At 63.9% G+C, this 16,553-nt stretch carries 17 protein-coding genes and 1 tRNA gene; 9 read left to right on the top strand and 9 right to left on the bottom strand.

What is annotated here, in order from left to right; translation table 11 throughout:
- The first annotated feature begins 52 nt into the window (after positions 1–52).
- The 4 genes from FJW10_RS01775 (at position 53) to FJW10_RS01760 (ending at position 5,810) form a co-directional block, all read left to right on the top strand.
- The gene (locus tag FJW10_RS01775) at positions 53–1,732 is read left to right on the top strand and encodes an NAD+ synthase (RefSeq protein ID WP_140897916.1); all 1,680 of its coding nucleotides are present in this window, start codon (positions 53–55) and stop codon (positions 1,730–1,732) included.
- Between the two features lie 20 nt (positions 1,733–1,752).
- Positions 1,753–2,166: a GNAT family N-acetyltransferase gene (locus FJW10_RS01770; protein WP_140830507.1), complete on the top strand. Its 414-nt coding sequence runs from the start codon at positions 1,753–1,755 to the stop codon at positions 2,164–2,166.
- Positions 2,167–2,542: 376 nt separating this feature from the next.
- Positions 2,543–4,348 carry an ABC transporter ATP-binding protein gene (locus FJW10_RS01765; protein ID WP_140830505.1) on the top strand — a complete coding sequence of 602 codons (1,806 nt, stop codon included), beginning with the start codon at positions 2,543–2,545 and terminating at the stop codon, positions 4,346–4,348.
- Positions 4,349–4,658: 310 nt separating this feature from the next.
- Positions 4,659–5,810 carry a hypothetical protein gene (locus tag FJW10_RS01760; protein ID WP_140898236.1) on the top strand — a complete coding sequence of 384 codons (1,152 nt, stop codon included), beginning with the start codon at positions 4,659–4,661 and terminating at the stop codon, positions 5,808–5,810.
- Positions 5,811–5,947: 137 nt separating this feature from the next.
- Here FJW10_RS01760 and FJW10_RS01755 read toward each other — a convergent pair whose 3' ends face one another.
- The 4 genes from FJW10_RS01755 to FJW10_RS01740 form a co-directional block, all read right to left on the bottom strand.
- On the bottom strand, positions 5,948–6,436 hold the full coding sequence (locus FJW10_RS01755; protein WP_140897914.1) for an NUDIX hydrolase: 489 nt from the start codon (positions 6,434–6,436) through the stop codon (positions 5,948–5,950).
- 199 nt (positions 6,437–6,635) lie between these two features.
- On the bottom strand, positions 6,636–7,136 hold the full coding sequence (gene gpt / locus FJW10_RS01750; protein ID WP_095765134.1) for a xanthine phosphoribosyltransferase: 501 nt from the start codon (positions 7,134–7,136) through the stop codon (positions 6,636–6,638).
- Between the two features lie 127 nt (positions 7,137–7,263).
- Positions 7,264–8,097, bottom strand: a complete 834-nt coding sequence (locus FJW10_RS01745) for a universal stress protein (RefSeq protein WP_140897913.1) — start codon at positions 8,095–8,097, stop codon at positions 7,264–7,266.
- 86 nt (positions 8,098–8,183) lie between these two features.
- On the bottom strand, positions 8,184–8,924 hold the full coding sequence (locus FJW10_RS01740) for a competence/damage-inducible protein A (protein ID WP_140830500.1): 741 nt from the start codon (positions 8,922–8,924) through the stop codon (positions 8,184–8,186).
- A gap of 131 nt (positions 8,925–9,055) precedes the next feature.
- On the opposite strand from FJW10_RS01740, the gene FJW10_RS01735 reads away from it, so the two are divergent.
- Together FJW10_RS01735 and FJW10_RS01730 are read left to right on the top strand one after the other, a co-directional pair.
- Positions 9,056–10,030 (top strand): alpha/beta hydrolase, encoded by a 975-nt coding sequence (locus FJW10_RS01735; protein ID WP_140897911.1) that lies wholly within the window; start codon positions 9,056–9,058, stop codon positions 10,028–10,030.
- A 180-nt stretch (positions 10,031–10,210) separates the two neighbouring features.
- A complete protein-coding gene (locus FJW10_RS01730; RefSeq protein ID WP_140897909.1) occupies positions 10,211–10,483 on the top strand; it encodes a hypothetical protein in 273 nt (90 codons plus the stop codon).
- Positions 10,484–10,552: 69 nt separating this feature from the next.
- Here FJW10_RS01730 and FJW10_RS01725 read toward each other — a convergent pair whose 3' ends face one another.
- The 3 genes from FJW10_RS01725 to FJW10_RS01715 form a co-directional block, all read right to left on the bottom strand.
- Positions 10,553–10,792: a DUF2188 domain-containing protein gene (locus FJW10_RS01725; protein ID WP_042644408.1), complete on the bottom strand. Its 240-nt coding sequence runs from the start codon at positions 10,790–10,792 to the stop codon at positions 10,553–10,555.
- 25 nt (positions 10,793–10,817) lie between these two features.
- Positions 10,818–11,096, bottom strand: a complete 279-nt coding sequence (locus tag FJW10_RS01720; protein ID WP_140830883.1) for a DUF982 domain-containing protein — start codon at positions 11,094–11,096, stop codon at positions 10,818–10,820.
- A gap of 163 nt (positions 11,097–11,259) precedes the next feature.
- Entirely contained in the window at positions 11,260–12,363 is a 1,104-nt protein-coding gene (locus tag FJW10_RS01715; protein WP_140897907.1) for an NADH:flavin oxidoreductase/NADH oxidase, read from the bottom strand.
- A gap of 153 nt (positions 12,364–12,516) precedes the next feature.
- Here FJW10_RS01715 and FJW10_RS01710 point away from each other — a divergent pair, with 153 nt between their 5' ends.
- Complete coding sequence (locus FJW10_RS01710) at positions 12,517–13,095, top strand: NUDIX domain-containing protein (protein ID WP_140897905.1); 579 nt, start codon at positions 12,517–12,519, stop codon at positions 13,093–13,095.
- Between the two features lie 65 nt (positions 13,096–13,160).
- On the opposite strand, the gene FJW10_RS01705 is transcribed toward FJW10_RS01710, so the two are convergent.
- Positions 13,161–13,246, bottom strand: a tRNA-Leu gene (locus tag FJW10_RS01705).
- Positions 13,247–13,437: 191 nt separating this feature from the next.
- Here FJW10_RS01705 and FJW10_RS01700 point away from each other — a divergent pair.
- Positions 13,438–13,665, top strand: a complete 228-nt coding sequence (locus FJW10_RS01700; RefSeq protein ID WP_140709685.1) for a hypothetical protein — start codon at positions 13,438–13,440, stop codon at positions 13,663–13,665.
- A gap of 242 nt (positions 13,666–13,907) precedes the next feature.
- On the opposite strand, the gene FJW10_RS01695 is transcribed toward FJW10_RS01700, so the two are convergent.
- Positions 13,908–14,576: an outer membrane protein gene (locus FJW10_RS01695; RefSeq protein ID WP_140897903.1), complete on the bottom strand. Its 669-nt coding sequence runs from the start codon at positions 14,574–14,576 to the stop codon at positions 13,908–13,910.
- Positions 14,577–14,735: 159 nt separating this feature from the next.
- On the opposite strand from FJW10_RS01695, the gene ade reads away from it, so the two are divergent.
- Positions 14,736–16,553, top strand: coding sequence for an adenine deaminase (gene ade / locus FJW10_RS01690; protein WP_140897901.1), 1,818 nt, complete (start codon positions 14,736–14,738; stop codon positions 16,551–16,553).

The raw sequence follows: 16,553 nt of genomic DNA, 5'->3' as shown, positions 1-16,553 counted from the left end.
GGCACAAGCAATCGCCATTGCGGGGCGATTTCAGCCACGCTAAATCCGTTCCATGACCAAGACCGTTCCCGATATCCTGCGCATCGCCGTCGCCCAGCTCAACCCGACCGTCGGCGACGTCGCCGGCAACCTCGCCAAAGCGCGCGAGGCGAGGGCGGACGCGGCGCGCCAGGGCGCCGATCTGGTGCTCTACACCGAGCTCTTCCTCGCCGGTTATCCGCCGGAAGACTTGGTGCTGAAGCCTTCCTTCCTGAAGGCTTGCGAGAAGGCGGCCGAGGATTTCGCCAAGGACACGGCCGACGGCGGCCCCGGTGTCATCATAGGCACGCCGCTGAAGCGCAAGACCGGCACGCATAATTCCATCGTCTTCGCCGACGGTGGCAAGATCATCGCCGAGCGCTACAAGCTCGATCTGCCGAATTATGGCGAGTTCGACGAGAAGCGCGTGTTCCAGGCCGGACCGGAGCTGCAGGGGCCGGTCAATTTCCGCGGCGTGCGCATCGGCGTTCCGATCTGCGAGGACATCTGGGGCGACGTCGCCGTCTGCGAGACGCTGGCCGAGAGCGGCGCCGAGATCCTGCTGGTGCCGAACGGCTCGCCCTATTACCGCGCCAAGATCGACGTCCGCCATCAGGTCGTGATCCGCCAAGTCATCGAAACCGGCTTGCCGATGATCTACGCCAACCAACTCGGCGGGCAGGACGAGCTGATCTTCGACGGCGCGTCGTTTGCTATAGGTTCCGACAAGACGCTCGCCTTCCAGATGAGCCAGTTCGAGGACGCGGTCGACGTCACCACCTGGAAGAGAAAGGGAGACACCTGGGTCTGCTCGGAAGGCCCTATGTCGAAGATCCCCGAGCGCGAAGAGGCTGATTATCGCGCCTGCATGCTCGGCCTGCGCGACTACGTCAACAAGAACGGCTTCAAGAACGTCGTGCTCGGCCTTTCCGGCGGCATCGACTCCGCGATCTGTGCGGCTTTGGCCGTCGATGCGCTGGGCGAAGAGCGGTTGCGCACCGTCATGATGCCCTATCGCTACACGTCGAAGGATTCGCTGAAGGACGCGGAAGACTGCGCCAGGGCGCTGGGCTGCCGCTATGACATCGTGCCGATCTCCGAGCCGGTCGAAGGCTTCAAGCACGCGCTGACCCAGCTCTTTGAGGGCACCCAGGAAGGCATCACCGAGGAGAACCTGCAGAGCCGCGCGCGCGGCACGATCCTGATGGCGATCTCCAACAAGTTCGGCTCGATGGTGGTCACCACCGGCAACAAGAGCGAGATGTCGGTCGGCTACGCCACGCTTTACGGCGACATGAATGGCGGCTTCAACCCGATCAAGGATCTCTACAAGATGCAGGTCTATGCGCTGTCGCGCTGGCGCAATTCGCATGTGCCGCCGGGCGCGCTCGGACCCTCCGGCGAGGTGATCCCGAACAACATCATCGACAAGGCGCCGTCGGCGGAGCTGCGCGAAAACCAGACCGACCAGGATTCGCTGCCGCCCTATCCGGTGCTGGACGACATTCTCGAATGCCTGGTGGAGAACGAGATGAGCGTCGACGACATCGTCGCGCGCGGCCACGACCGGGCCACGGTGGCACGCGTCGAGCACCTGCTCTATATCGCCGAATACAAGCGCCGCCAGGCGGCGCCCGGCGTCAAGATCACACGGAAGAATTTCGGCCGCGACCGCCGTTATCCGATCACCAACCGGTTCCGGGACCGCGGCTAGTCCGCGAGATTGCGCCGCGCATGCAGGATATTGAAATCAGTTTCGACCTATCGCGGATCGATTTCCGGGCAACCTCCGACCAGCTCATGCAAAGCTATTGGGGAGCGTCGCGAACCGACGAGGCGAACCGTCGTGCCTTCGACAACTCGCTTTGCGTCGGCGCCTATCTCGACGGCAGGCAGGTCGGCTTCGCCCGCGCGATCACCGACTATACGGTCTTTGCCTATGTCGCCGACGTCATCATCTGGCCGGAGCATCGCGGGCGGGGGATCGGCAAGCGGCTCGTCCAGGCGTTGATCGATCACCCTGAGGTCGCGTCGGTGGCGCATTGGAGCCTGTCGACCAACGATGCCCACAGCCTCTACGAGAAGTTCGGCTTCAAGGCGTCGACCGATGGACGCTACATGCGCTTCGACCGCAAGCCGACAGCCTGACAAGAGACGCCGTAGCAACGCCGTTGTTGCAAATTCGCCTCAGTGCTTGGACCAGATGCAATTTCCGTGACGGGCCGACTTGGCGATCGGCTGATGCCTTCCTATAAGGGCGTCTCCGCGATTCCCTTCCGGGAGGACCGTATGGCAGGATTTTACATCGTTACGCGAGGCCGCGAAGCCTAGGTCTGCTCAGGCTTTCCGAAGATTGATCGGAAAGCTGGATGCAGGAGAGGTGTTTGCCGCTGCCGGTCGCCGCCTTCGGGCGGGCGGTCTACCATACCGAACCTCCCGCTTTTCCGAGACGCCGCAACGCGCGGACGCGGGTTTTCCAATTTGATTTTACCGGGACCGGGCTCGTTTGCGCCTGGATGACATCATGGCTCGTTTCAAGATCGATCTGCGCGCGAGCGCCTTTCGCAGTGTGCTTGGTTTTACATTCAGTCACTGGCGTCACCAGCCGTGGCGGCTTTCGCTCATCATGGGCGCCTTCCTGCTCTCGACGCTCGCCGACGTACTGACACCCTTTTACTCAGGCCGCCTGGTCGATGCGGTGGCCAGCGGCGCCGGAACCGACGCAGTCGCCTGGAATGCGGCGATGACGGCGTTCTCGACCCTGATGGCGCTGGCGCTGGCCGGCGTCGTGCTGCGCAATGTCGCCTTCCTGTGGATCGTCGAGCTGACGCTAAAGATGATGTCGGACATCGCCGCCGATGCCTTCCATCGGGTGCAGCGCTTCTCGACGGACTGGCACGCCAACAGCTTTGCCGGATCGACGGTGCGCAAGATAACGCGCGGCATGTGGGCGCTGGACCTGCTCAACGACACGATCCTGATCGCGCTTCTGCCGTCGGTCGTCATGCTCGTCGGTTCGACGCTGCTGCTCGGCTGGTTCTGGCCGCTGATGGGGGCAGTGGTGGCGGCCGGCTCGGTGCTGTTCATCGCGGTCACGGCGATGCTGTCGCTCGGCTATGTCGCGCCCGCCGCGCGGCTCGCCAACAGCTGGGACACGCGGCTGGGCGGCTCGCTGGCCGACGCGGTGAGCTGCAATGCCGTCGTCAAGGGCTTCGGCGCGGAGGCGCGCGAGGAGGCGCGGCTGGCGCGCGTCGTCGCCAAATGGCGCCTGCGCACCGGCCGCACCTGGATGCGCGGTACCGCCAACGGAACCACGCAAGGGGCGCTGCTGCTCCTGATGCGTGCGGCGGTGATCGGTCTTGCTCTCATGCTGTGGGCCTGGGGCCAGGCAAGCGCCGGCGACGTCGCCTTCGTGCTGACCTCGTTCTTCGTGCTGCAGGGCTATCTGCGCGACATCGGCACGCATATCCGCAACCTGCAGCGCTCGATCAACGACATGGAGGAACTGGTCGACTTCCAGTCCGAGCCGCTCGGCATCGAGGACCGGCCCGGTTCCCAGCCGATCCGGATCACCGATGGGCACATCGCCTTCGACAAGGTGACGTTCCACTACGGCAGTCACCTTCTGCCGCTCTACCGCGATTTCTCGGTCGATATCGCGGCCGGCGAGCGTGTTGGACTGGTCGGGCATTCGGGCTCGGGCAAGACGACCTTCGTCAAGCTGATCCAGCGGCTTTACGATGTGAACGCTGGGCGGATTCTGATCGACGGCCAGGATATCTCGCAAGTCGAGCAGGCGTCGCTGCGCGGCCAGATCGCCATCGTCCAGCAGGAGCCGATCCTGTTCCACCGCTCGCTTGCCGAGAACATCGCCTACGCCAGGCCCGGCGCCAGCCAGATCGAGATCGAGCATGCGGCCAAACTCGCCAGCGCGCATGATTTCATCACCAACCTGCCCAAGGGATATGGAACCCTGGTCGGCGAGCGTGGCGTGAAGTTGTCGGGCGGCGAGCGTCAGCGCGTGGCGATCGCCCGCGCCTTTCTGGCCGACGCGCGCATCCTGATCCTGGACGAGGCGACGTCGAGCCTGGATTCGGAATCGGAAGTGCTGATCCAGAGGGCGATGGAGCGGTTGATGATCGGGCGCACGACCCTGGTGATCGCGCACCGGCTCTCGACGGTGCGGGCGCTCGACCGGCTGCTGGTCTTCGATCGCGGGCGTATCGCCGAGGAAGGTTCGCATGACGACCTGATCAGGCTGAACGGCGGCATCTACCGGCGGCTGTTCGAGCGTCAGGCGCTCGAATTGACCAAAGGCCTCGTCGCCTGAGGGAAGGGACTGCGCCCGGCTCCGGCCGGGCGCAGCCGGAGCGTGGTCTTCGGAGCGATCCGCCTGCCAACTCGACAGTTACAACCGCCTTCACGTTATGCGGATATGGCTGCATAATGTGCTATTAAAGTTTCTTTCTATACATTGAATATTTTAGTAATTGCTTTCTTGAAGTTGATCGTCTCCCGCTTTTTGAAGCAACATTCGTCGTATATTTACAGAAAAGCAAATCGGATATGATAGGCGCTGGCCTCCAGGATTTTTTGTTTCTGTAGGAATACCGGTTGAACGGAGATTTTCTTTGGGAAGCATGACCGGCCCGCGAAAGGTGGCCGCGCCGTCGACGCTGGAATCCCAGCATGGCTCGGTTCGGCCTTTGGCCGCCAGGGATCTCGAGCACGTCGCCGCGCTGTTTCTGATGAAGTTCCGCCATCGTCGCCTCCAGCGCGATCGCGCGATCGCGCAGACGGCCGACTACATGAGGGAGCTTTACCTTGATGGGGATGAGAGCAAGGCTCTTGTCCAGATCGATCCGCAGGGCCGCCTAGGTGGCTTCATGGGCGTTCTGAAAGCCCGCTACGAGCTCAACGGAAGCGCATTGAACGCGGCCATCATCGGTCCCTTCATGACCGACTCAAATACCGACCACGGTTGGGCCGGGCCGCAATTGCTGCGTACCCTGCATCAAGGCGAATTCGATCTCTACCTGACCGACTCCGCCAATCGCACATCCTTGGCCTTCGCGCGTCCGATGAAGTATCAGCTCCTGCCGGTGCACTGCCTGGAATGGACCTGTGTTTTCCGGCCGGGCGCCATGGCCGCCGCCGCGCTGCGCCGTAAATGGCCCGGGCTGCCCCGCCTTGCGCTCGACCCCTGCGTGAGAGCATTCGACGCTCTTGCAAGAAGAAGGTTCGAGCCATCGGCCCAGCATTCGTCTTCCCAACGGATCCACCGGGAGCCGATCGATGCGGTCCGATTTGCGGAGCGACTGCCAATCCTCATGACCGATTACTCCCTGCGACCGAGTTGGAAGGACGGCGAGTTGCCGCGACTGCTTGCGCTGGCGGCCGAGAAACGAGCCGACGGGCCACTTCATTTCGGCGGGACCTACGACGAAACGGGCAAGATGCTGGGCTGTTACGCTTTTTATGGCCAGGCCGGCGGCGTCGCGAACCTGCTGCAAATCCAGGCGTCCGGATCCCACTGGGGCGCGACGCTGGATGCTCTCATCGCGGCGGCGCGGGATATGGGTTGCGTGGGCATTGCCGGGCAGTCCCAGAGCCGTTTCATGCCGCAGCTCTTCGGCCACCAGCATGTGTTCTTCCGCTATGCCGGGGGAACGATGGTCCGCTCGCGCATTGCCGAGGTCGCGGAAGCGGTCCGCTCCGGCGACATCTTCATCGGCGGATTGATGGGCGATCGTTGGACCCGGCTCAGTTCCGATGATTTCGGCCGCGTCTGACGGATTTTTCCGATCCGACGCAACCCGGGCGGAGCGCTACGGCGACGTCGCCGAGCCTGCTACGGCGAAGTCGCCGAGCCCGCTACGGCGAAGTCGCCGAGCTTTAACGCTCCGCGCTTTCCTGAAATTGCTTTGAATCAGGCGAATTTGCGCGGCGTGGCGCAGAAGCTGGCGATGATCTGGCAAAGGTCGGGTTCGTTGACCATCCGTACGGCTTCGTTCGGGCCAACCCATTTGCGTGTTCGTGCGCGCTTTTCTTTCCAGCGATCCGCGACACGGTCGACATGCAGCGGAAAGACCAGGACCTCGCAAGGCACTTCCTCGCCGGAGGCGAGGACCTTGGCATAGAAATAGCGACCGGCTTCAAGATGCGATACCTTGCCGCGCAACCCGGCTTCCTCGCCTGCTTCACGGGCAGCCGCCTCGCAAAGCGGCTCCCTGGCCTCCGGCCAGCCCTTGGGCAGCACCCAGCGCCCGGTGTCGCGGCTGGTGATCAGCATGATCTCGACGCCGCTCTCGCCTTCGCGCCACGGCAAGGCGGCAACCTGCAGGCGACAAGGCGCGACGCCGAAGAGCCGCCGGACTCTTTCGGCCATCTGGTTGTGGGTCGTTGGCCTCGTCAACATGGTAAGAAGCTGCCCCAAGCCTCCAGAATCGTTTTGCCACCTTACGAATCTTAGGGCGAATTGTGGGCTTTAAAAGTAAAAAACTTCACTCAGCCGGAAAAACCCACCAGAAAAAGTCAGTCTCGCAAAGTAGTCGTGCCCGCCAACCCGACTACGCGACGCCGTTTGAGGCAGATTCTGTGGAAAATACGATGGCCGTTCAACCGGCGTGATCGTCAGCGATCGGCTTCTGATAAGTGAAGCCCATGTCCCAGGGAAAGTAGATCCAGGTGTCCTGGCTGACCTCGGTGACGAACGTGTCGACCAGCGGCCGGCCCTTCGGCTTGGCATAGACGGTGGCGAAATGCGCCTTGGGCATCATGGCGCGCACGATACCGGCCGTCTTGCCGGTATCGGTCAGGTCGTCGATGATGAGCACGCCGGCCCCGTCATCGGCGAGCAACGGCGGCGAAATCTCCTTGAGAACCTGCAGCTGACCCTGGCTGGTATAGTCATGGTAGGAGGCGACGCACACCGTCTCGATGACGCGGATGCCGAGCTCGCGCGCGATGATGGCGGCGGGCACCAAGCCGCCGCGGGTGATGCATACGATCGCCTTCCATTGCCCCTTGTTGGCGCCGGACAGCCGCCAGGAAAGCGCGCGGGCGTCGCGGTGGAACTGGTCCCAGGAGACGGGAAAGGCTTTTTCGGGAAGGGACATGGTTCGCGCACTCCGCAAAGCGCGCCGTCGGCGCGCAGAAACACTGGAATGCACGCGGAATTAGCCGGAAAGCGCCAGGCTTGGCAAGGGCAGGGCCGGCGATGGCTGTGGACTCAGGAAATACACCCTAACGCGACAGGAAAGCCGCCACGTTCGTGGTACGCAACACCGTGCGGGTGACCCCGCCGAACAGAAGCTGGCGCAGCCAGGAATGGCTGTATGCGCCTAGCACCAGAAGATCGGCGCCCGATTCCGCGATCCTGGCCTGAATCATGTCGTCGACCGAGGTGCCGCCGGATTTCTGCACGCAGACGCTGACATTGGCGCCGTGGCGAGACAGCGCCGCGGCGATCTCGGCGCCGGCGGCTTCCGGAGATTCATCCAGCGTCTCCGGCGGATCGATGACGAGAATGTCGGTCTTGTCGGCCTCGGCGATGAAGGGCAGGGCATCGAACGCCGCGCGGGCCGCTTCCTTGCTGCCGTTCCAGGCAAGCAGCACACGTCTGAAGGTGGTGACCAGCGGTCCGCCATGGGGCACGACCAGCACCGGCCGGCCGGCGTCGTAGACCAGCGTGTCGACGTCGGCGCTCGGGTCGCCGCCGGCATCGCGCTGCGCGGCGATGATCAGATCGGCGGCGCGCACGCTCGATATGCCGGTCAGCGCGCTGTCGCCGGAGAAGCTCTCCAGGCTTCGCCATTCGAAGGACAGGCCGGATTCCTCCATCCGCTGCAGGAAATAGGCCTGCAATTTGTCGGCGCGTTCCTTGTTCATCTCGGCCGAGACCTGCAGGAATTCGGTATCCGGGAAGCCGGTGGCCGACGTGTAGGGCACGGGAAGCGCCTCGGCATGGATGCCGACGAGGTGGCTCTCGAACCTGTCGGCAAGCGGAAGAGCGCAATCGAGCACGCGCTCGGCGTCCTGTTCGTTCTGCAAAATGGCGACGATCGTCTTGAAGCGCATGACCGGTCCCTCGACGTCTTGACTGCGCATCCGCGCGGCAAAGGGAACGCCTCAGCGCGTTGACTGGTTCCAGCCGAACCGGCCGGTCAGTCCGCCTCGGCGAGCCCCGCCACCATCGCCTCGACGTCCTTGCGGGCAGCCTCGAGGGCTTCCCCGCTGCGGGCCCGGACGACGAGTTCGGTCCAGAACTTGCCGTCGCCATATTTGGGGTACGAGCCGATGATGGTGTCGGGATGCGCTTTTTGGATATCGGCCAGCGGGCCGCCGATCAGGCCTTCGCCGAACGGGCAATGCACGGTGGCCGACAGCATTTTTGTGCCGGCCTTGAGCGTCGGCACCACATTGTCGAGCATGGCCTGGAAGATCGACGGCACGCCGGCCATGACATGGACGTTGCCGATGCGGAAACCCGGCGCGACGGAGACGGGATTGTCGATGTGGTCGGCGCCGCGCGGCATGCGCGCCATGCGCTTGCGCGCTTCGGTGAATTCGATGCCGCGCCCGGCATAACTTGCCTCGAGCAGCGCGTAGGCCTTGGCGTCGTATTCGCAGGGCACGCCGAAGGCCTTGGCGATGGAGTCGGCGGTGATATCGTCATGCGTCGGGCCGATGCCGCCGGTCGTAAAGACATAGGTATAGCGGGCGCGCACGGCATTCACCGCGGCAACGATTTCGTCCTCCTCGTCGGGGACGATGCGCACTTCCTTCAGGTCGATGCCGATCGCGGTCATGATGTCGGCGAGGTGGCCGATGTTCTTGTCCTTGGTGCGGCCGGAGAGGATTTCGTCGCCGATGACGAGCATGGCGGCGGTGACGATTTCAGGCATGGAAGGGCTCCGGCGCAAAAGGTCGCCTGAGATAACGCGGCCGGCGGCCGGCCGCAATGCGAAAGCCGGATATCCGCTTGTGGCGGCGGCCGTTGCGGATATGGTGCGGTCGGTCGGCCTGGGGTGAATGCATGCTGATAACGATTGTCTCGTGGCTGGTTGCCGGCTTGCTCGTTGCGGTGGCCATCGTCGTGCTTGCCCTGATGGTTGCAACCTGGCGGATCGCGGCAAACGCCGAGAGACTGGTGCCGGCTTGCGGGAAATTCGTCGAGATCGACGGCAACCGCATCCATTATGTGGAAGAGGGCGACGGCAGGCCAATCGTCTTTGTGCATGGGCTCGGCGCCCAACTCCACCATTTCCGCCACACGCTGTTCGGGCGCTTCGGCGCCGGCTACCGGCTGATCGCGCTCGACCGGCCGGGCTCCGGCTATTCGGTTCGGGCAAGCGGCGCCACCGGCCGGCTGCCCGAACAGGCGGACATCGTGCGGCGCTTCATCGAGGAATTGCGCCTGGAGCGGCCTTTGGTCGTCGGCCATTCGCTCGGCGGGGCCATCGCGCTTGCGCTTGCGGCCGGGCATCCGACAGCGATTTCCGGCATTGCGCTGCTCTCGCCGCTGACGCATCTGGAAGCGACAGGTCGTGAGGGATTTGACCTGCTCTATGTTCCGTCCCGGCCGCTGCGCCGCGTCCTGGCCCATACGGTGGCGATACCGCTCGGCCTTCGCTACGCGCAGCCGACGCTGCGGTTCATTTTCGCGCCGCAAGCGGTTCCCGCGGATTACATGATCGGCGGCGGCGGATGGCTCGGCTTGCGTCCGTCCCACTATTTCGCCACGTCCACCGATGTCGTAGCCGTGGAACGGGACCTTGGCCAAATTGAAAAGCGCTACCGCGAAATAGCGGTACCGGCAGGCATTCTGTTCGGCACCGGCGACCAGGTGATCGGCGAGGCCGTGCATGGCCAACCGATGCTGGACAAGATCGAAGGCCTCGACTTTGAACGGGTCGAAGGTCTCGGCCACATGCTTCAATTTGCAGACCCGGAACGGGTCATCGGCTTTATCCAGCGTATCGCCGAGCGCGCCTTCGCCAAGGTGAATTGATTTCGGCCGGCGGCTACGGCAATGCCTCGCGGCTCTTCACGCGGCGTCACGCAAAAGTGTCGGACATTCTGTCCCACCCGGAATTTCCAGGGGAACCTTCCCACCCGGCCCAGGGTTTCGTTTTTGTCGCTGTGGGCAGCGGTCCCACGAATTTTGCGATCAAGAGAATGGAGAAATCCGATGCTTACAAGACTTATTGCAGCTTCGGCGCTGGTGCTGGCCATGGGTGGCGCGGCCATGGCGCAGTCATCCGACGACTGGTGGTGGTGGCACCGCGACCACCGTCCCGAGGCGAGCACGCAGGTGGATCCCTATACCACAGGCAGCATCAACGGAGGCTCTGGGCTGACCACCTACGGCAGCACCGGCGCCATCGGGCCGTGCGCCGACACCACACCCGGTCCGGATGCCAACTCGCAACAGAACGTCAACGACCATTATTGCGGAAAGTAACGCCGCATAGCCACCGGCGGCCGGCACGAGGCCCGTAGGGCTTTGCCGGTCGCGGGGCGGTTCCAATTCTTAATCGGAGACTTCGGTCTGCGGCCGGTCGCGGCCATCGGCAAGCTCGTCATGCCACTTGCCTTCGGCGTCCTCATATTGGATGCCGTCGGTGGTGCCGGCAACCTGCTGCTCGGACGAGGCGATCTCGGCGGCGCGCAGCGCCTCTTGGTGCGTGCGGAAAGTCTCGGAAAACGTCGAGCCGACCTTATAGGCCCAGCCGCCATCATGCTCGACGATCTTGTAAGTCAGCTTCGCCATGGAATCCTCCGGTTAAGAAGCCCGCTCAATGCAGCTTTCCGTCGGGCAGCCTGTCGTCGGGAACCAGAACTTCCGATTCCCTGGCCGCCTCGACAAGGGCGCGACGTGCGTCCGCTGTCGAACGATAACCTTCTAGCGCTTTGAGGCAAGTGTCGAGAGCATCACGATGGCGATCGCCGCGATTGAGCGGCCAAACGGTCATCAGGCACTCGGCGGCCTCTCGGGTGCTGCTTATCTGGCGGTATTTGCCGACATGGCCGAGCTCGACCACCACCGGCTTTTCAAAGGGTTTGTTGTCCATCATGGCCGCCAACGTAAAGCGGCCAAATTGGTTGCAGTTGTGGCGAGGATCCTGCGCCCAAACGTCTCAGGACCTGCCGATTTCCGGCATTGTTTTGACGCAATTCCGGATGGAAGGCTACGGCGAAGTCGCCGAGCCTAACCGTCACACTTTTCCTGGAATTGCTTTAGCCGGCGGCCTTCATCCAATGCCGCATCGTCGTCACCGAGCGCGCCAGCTGCGGCGCCGGATGGATTTCCTCGCCGAAGGCCGCCGCCGCGCGCCAGCCCCAACGCGGGTCGGCGAGGAATGCACGCGCCAGCGCTACCATGTCGGCATGACCGTCGGCAACGATCGCCTCGGCCTGGCTCGGGTCGTCGATCAGTCCCACGGCGCGCGTCGGGATGCCGGCGCCCTTGCGCACGGCTTCCGCCAGATGCACCTGGTAGCCGGGGCCGGGCGGCACCTGCTGCAGGGGCGAATTGCCGCCGCTGGAGCAGCACAAATAGGCGATGCCCTCGGCCTTCAGCGCTTTGGCCACCTCGATCGCGTCCTCGACGTCGAAACCGCCGTCGACCCATTCCTTCACCGAAAGGCGCGCCCCCAGCATCATGGACGGGGCAGCCTTCCTCACCGCCCTTGCGATTTCGACCGCGAAGCGCATGCGGTTTTCCAGCGACCCGCCCCAGCGGTCCGTCCGCTGGTTGGAGAGCGGCGAAAGGAACTGGAAGATCAGATAGCCATGCGCGGCGTGCAGTTCGGCAAAGTCGAAGCCGGCGCGTTCGGCGCGCACGGCCGACTGCGCAAAACGCGCAATGAGTTCCAGGATCTCGTCATCCTCCAGCGCATGCGGCACATTCCAGCCCGTGTCATAGGGGATGGCGGAGGCCGAAACCGTCTGCCAGGGGTCTTCGCCAGGCTGCAGCGGACCGCCGCCTTCCCAAGGTTTGCGGTTGGAGGCCTTGCGGCCGGCATGGGCGAGCTGGACGCCGAATTTCGTGCCGGGCGCGGCGACGCGCCTGGCGGCGTCGAGCGTGCGCTTGGCGGCCGACTCGTTGTCGTCGGAATAGAGGCCGAGGCAGCCATGCGTGATGCGCCCGCGCCGCTCGACATCGGTCATCTCGACGGTAACCATGCCCGCGCCCGACATTGCCAGGTTCATCCAATGATAGAGATGCCAGTCGCTGGCCGAGCCGTCCTCGGCCGAATACTGGCACATGGGGGCGACCGCGATGCGGTTGGAGAAGGTGAGGCCGCCGAGGGTGATCGGCTGGAAAAGCGATGACGTCATGAAACGGGCTCCTGGGAAGATACCGCTATCTAGGGAGTCGCGGCGCGTCGCGCCAGACACGAGCCGGTGAAACGCCCGCTGGACCAGTCGGTTTCCTGGATTGCGTGCGTCACCTTTCATCGTTACCCCTTTGCCGCGAATACGGAGATCGTCATGGAAGATCGCGTTCGCATCCGTTCCGAGGAGGTCCTTTCGGACGACTGGGCGGTGCTGAAGAAGACAGTGCTCGATTATCGCCGCCGCGACGGGCGATGGGAGACACAGACCCGCCAGACCTACGATCGCGGCGACGGCGCGGTGATCCTGCCCTTCGATCCGCAGCGCTCGACCGTGCTCCTGGTGCGGCAGTTCCGGTTCCCGGCTTACGCCGTGGGCCATCGCGAGCCGCTGATCGAGGCCTGCGCCGGGCTGCTCGACGAAAACGATCCCGAAACCGCCATCCTCAAGGAAGCGGAAGAGGAATTGGGCTACCGCCTCAAGGACGTCGAGCGGCTGTTCGCGCCGTTCATGAGTCCCGGCAGCGTGACGGAGCGGCTCTGGTTCTTCGTCGCGCGCTACTCGCCGGCCGACCGCATCTCGGACGGCGGCGGCGCGCCGGAGGAAGGTGAGGACATCGAGGTTCTCGAAATGCCATTGGACGAGGCGCTGGCTGGCATCGCCGACGGCCGCATCGTCGATGCCAAGACGATCATCCTGATCCAGCACCTGAAGCTCAATCCGATCAAGGTTTGACTCTGTCTCGGCTGCGATGCTTCGGCGTTCGGTGGCCTGCTACCCGAAGCTCGAAGAGCGAGGGGTGGTGCGGACGACGGGAATCGAACCCGTACGATCAGAGATCGAGGGATTTTAAGTCCCTTGCGTCTACCAATTCCGCCACGTCCGCAGGCGTGCCCTTTTCAGATGCCTGACATGAGCCGTCAAGCCATGTTTCGGATCGGTTGCGCTTGTGCGGCCGCCGTCCTGCTCCCTTCGCGGCGCAGATTTAATATTAGTGATGTTTAAAATACCAGTTTCTCCAAACCGATCTCATTAGCATTTGGCTGCGAGCATGTGGCCGGCTTTGATGGTGGAACCATGCGTGGGGCAGGCTGGATCAGAGGGCTACGGGAGGCGGAGGCGCGGCAGCTGCGCTCCGAGATCGATCGGCTCGAGCGGGGACTGATCGAGGCCGCCAATTCGAAGGCCAAATGGAACCTGCACGAGGTCGCGCACACGCTGCGCTGGCAAAAAGCGCGGCTGCGGCGGCTGGAGGAATGCCTCGAGGCGATGCCGGAGGGAAAGACCGTCTCGCGCCGATCCTGACCGGTCGCCCGCAGTCTTCCGCGAAGCATATCAGCCATGTTCGTCCGCAAGGTGGCAAGGTGGCGCGATCGCGGAATTACGGTCTGCTGAGGGTACGTTAGTGTTTGCCACGCAGCGGATCGATCCGCCGAGGCCGGCGTCTATCAGGCCCCTACCCATTCCCCCGCCTCCTGCGGGCGCCGGCCACCTGAATTTTCAAGAGATGCGGGAGGGGGGTCCGCATCGTCGCGGCGCCGCAAGCCCTAGAATTTATAGCTGAAATTCACGCCAAGCGTCTGCAGCTTCACGTCCTGATCGCGGTCGGCGAAGGTGTCCGGCGCATCGAAATGCTCCTTGCCGAAATCGTAGTAGCGGTATTGCGCGCCGACGACGACATTGTTGGTCAAGGCATAGTCGACGCCGGCGCCGAGCGTCCAGCCGGTGCTGGTGCGGGTTCGGGCAAAAGCCGAGCCTGCCGCCGCCTGCGAGGTTTCGATGCCGGCGAAAGCGACGCCGCCGATGCCATAGATCAGCACGCGATCCATGGCGTAGCCGGCCTTGGCATTGATCGATCCGAACCACTTGACGTCGGTGCCGAATGTGTTTCCCGGCCCGGCGTCGGCGGTGCCGTCGATCGAGGCGTAGTTGAGATCGGCCTCGGCGCCGATCACGGCCTGATCGAACTGCCAGAGCCCCGCGACATGGCCGCCGACGAAACCGCCGTCGATGTCGGGCTTCACCGAAAATGGGCCGCCATCGTCGCCGGTGATTTCGGACCGGCCCCAGCCATAGCCGGCCTGCATGCCGGCATAATAGCCGGTCCAGTCGAAGCCGGCCGCGGTCATCGGCAGATCGCTACCCAGATCCGCCGCCCGGGCAGATCCGGACAGCAGGGCAAGAAAGCCGGCACCGGCGAACGTCAGTCGACGCATCGAGCGCTCCGAAATGGCGGTTTCGAACAACTCCTCGCAACAGACTAGCTCCATTCGCCACGAAACGGAATTGCATCTCTGCAACAGTGGTTTACGACCCGACGCTCTGGCCCCGGACGCCGACATTTGCCAAAGTGGCCCATGCAGAGGAATCAGCCGATGACGAACGCCAAGCCGACAAGCGCCGCAAAGCCAAAGCCGTGGACGGAGGTGGCGACACATCTGGTCGACGTTGCGATGGGCCGAAAGCCGGCCGATCTGGTCATCCGCAACGGTCGCTGGGTTAACGTCCATTCGGGCGAGATCATCCCCGGCACCGATATCGCGATCGCCGCCGGCCGTTTCGCCTATTGCGGGCCGAATGCCGGCCACGCCATCGGGCAGGGGACGAAGGTCGTCGATGCCGGCGGGCGCTATCTGGTGCCCGGCCTTTGCGACGCGCACATGCACGTCGAGAGCGGCATGGTGACGGTGACGGAGTTCTGCCGCGCGGTCATCCCGCACGGCACGACCTCGATGTTCATCGACCCGCACGAGATAGCCAATGTGCTTGGATTGCCGGGCGTGCGGCTGATGCATGACGAGGCGGTCGCGATGCCGATCAACGTGCATGTGCAGATGCCGTCCTGCGTGCCCTCGGCGCCGGGGCTGGAACATGCCGGCGCCGAATTGACGGTCGCCGACGTGGCCGAGGCCATGACCTGGGAAAACATCATCGGCCTCGGCGAGGTGATGAATTTCCCGGGCGTCGCCGCCAACAATCCGGTGATGTCGGGCGAGATCGCCGAGACGGTCAAGGCCGGCAAGACAGTCGGCGGGCATTATGCATCGCCCGATCTCGGCCTGCCGTTCCACGGCTATGTCGCGGGCGGGGCGGAGGACGACCATGAAGGCACGCGTGCCGAGGACGCGATCGCGCGCGTGCGCCAGGGCATGAAGGCGATGCTGAGGCTGGGGTCGGCCTGGTACGACGTCGCGGCGCAGATCAAGGCGGTGACGGAAGGCGGCATCGACCCGCGCAACTTCATCCTGTGCACCGATGACAGCCATTCCGGCACGCTTGTGCATGAAGGCCATATGGACCGGGTGGTGCGGCACGCCATCAGCCAGGGCCTGAAGCCGGTGACGGCGATCCAGATGGCGACGCTCAACATCGCGCAGCATTTCAGGCTGGAGCGCGAGATCGGCTCCATCGCGCCCGGACGGCTCGCCGATCTGCTGATCGTTTCGGACCTTGCCCAGATGACCATAGACGAGGTCTATGGCCGCGGCGTCCGGCTGGCGAAGGGCGGCAAGCTGGAGATCGACATTGCGGCCTATGACTATCCGCAATCGGCGAAGAACACGGTCAAGCTCGGCAAGAAGCTCGCGGCGAAGGACTTCGACATTTCCGCGCCGCAGGGCGCCAACGAGGTGCGGGCGCGGGTGATCGGCGTGATCGAGAACCAGGCGCCGACGCGCGCTCTGGAAGCCGACCTGCCGGTCGAGGACGGGCTGGTCGCCATGGATCGCCGCAACGACATCTGCCAGATCGCCTTGGTCGAGCGGCATCGCGGCACGGGCGGTGTCACCAACGCCTTCGTCTCCGGCTTCGGCTATGTGAAAGACTGCGCGATGGCGTCCAGCGTGGCGCATGACGCGCACCACATCATCGTCGTCGGCACCAACAAGGAGGATATGGCTTTGGCCGTCAACCGGCTGAGCGAGGTGGGCGGCGGCGTCGTGCTTTATTCCAAGGGCAAGGAACTGGCGCTGGTCGAGATGCCGATCGCCGGCCTGATGTCCGACGAACGCGCCGAGATCGTCGCGGCCAAGGCCGAGCAACTGACCGAGGCGATGCGCAAGGTCGGCTGCTCGCTCAACAACGCCTATATGCAGCACTCGCTGCTGGCGCTGGTGGTCATTCCGGAACTCAGGATCTCGGACGTCGGCCTGGTCGACGTGACGACATTCCAGAAGGTCGACCTCTTCGTCTAA

This window comes from Mesorhizobium sp. B4-1-1, assembly GCF_006439375.1.
GTDB lineage: Bacteria > Pseudomonadota > Alphaproteobacteria > Rhizobiales > Rhizobiaceae > Mesorhizobium.
Note: the sequence above shows the minus strand (reverse complement) of the source record. Positions and strands in the feature narration are given on the sequence as shown.

Bases quoted from the DNA above. Each gene is read 5' to 3' on its own strand.
- FJW10_RS01775 (WP_140897916.1), top strand. From the start codon at position 53: ATGACCAAGACCGTTCCCGATATCCTGCGCATCGCCGTCGCCCAGCTC.
- FJW10_RS01770 (WP_140830507.1), top strand. From the start codon at position 1,753: ATGCAGGATATTGAAATCAGTTTCGACCTATCGCGGATCGATTTCCGG.
- FJW10_RS01765 (WP_140830505.1), top strand. From the start codon at position 2,543: ATGGCTCGTTTCAAGATCGATCTGCGCGCGAGCGCCTTTCGCAGTGTG.
- FJW10_RS01760 (WP_140898236.1), top strand. From the start codon at position 4,659: ATGACCGGCCCGCGAAAGGTGGCCGCGCCGTCGACGCTGGAATCCCAG.
- FJW10_RS01755 (WP_140897914.1), bottom strand. From the start codon at position 6,436: ATGTTGACGAGGCCAACGACCCACAACCAGATGGCCGAAAGAGTCCGG.
- gpt (WP_095765134.1), bottom strand. From the start codon at position 7,136: ATGTCCCTTCCCGAAAAAGCCTTTCCCGTCTCCTGGGACCAGTTCCAC.
- FJW10_RS01745 (WP_140897913.1), bottom strand. From the start codon at position 8,097: ATGCGCTTCAAGACGATCGTCGCCATTTTGCAGAACGAACAGGACGCC.
- FJW10_RS01740 (WP_140830500.1), bottom strand. From the start codon at position 8,924: ATGCCTGAAATCGTCACCGCCGCCATGCTCGTCATCGGCGACGAAATC.
- FJW10_RS01735 (WP_140897911.1), top strand. From the start codon at position 9,056: ATGCTGATAACGATTGTCTCGTGGCTGGTTGCCGGCTTGCTCGTTGCG.
- FJW10_RS01730 (WP_140897909.1), top strand. From the start codon at position 10,211: ATGCTTACAAGACTTATTGCAGCTTCGGCGCTGGTGCTGGCCATGGGT.
- FJW10_RS01725 (WP_042644408.1), bottom strand. From the start codon at position 10,792: ATGGCGAAGCTGACTTACAAGATCGTCGAGCATGATGGCGGCTGGGCC.
- FJW10_RS01720 (WP_140830883.1), bottom strand. From the start codon at position 11,096: ATGATGGACAACAAACCCTTTGAAAAGCCGGTGGTGGTCGAGCTCGGC.
- FJW10_RS01715 (WP_140897907.1), bottom strand. From the start codon at position 12,363: ATGACGTCATCGCTTTTCCAGCCGATCACCCTCGGCGGCCTCACCTTC.
- FJW10_RS01710 (WP_140897905.1), top strand. From the start codon at position 12,517: ATGGAAGATCGCGTTCGCATCCGTTCCGAGGAGGTCCTTTCGGACGAC.
- FJW10_RS01700 (WP_140709685.1), top strand. From the start codon at position 13,438: ATGCGTGGGGCAGGCTGGATCAGAGGGCTACGGGAGGCGGAGGCGCGG.
- FJW10_RS01695 (WP_140897903.1), bottom strand. From the start codon at position 14,576: ATGCGTCGACTGACGTTCGCCGGTGCCGGCTTTCTTGCCCTGCTGTCC.
- ade (WP_140897901.1), top strand. From the start codon at position 14,736: ATGACGAACGCCAAGCCGACAAGCGCCGCAAAGCCAAAGCCGTGGACG.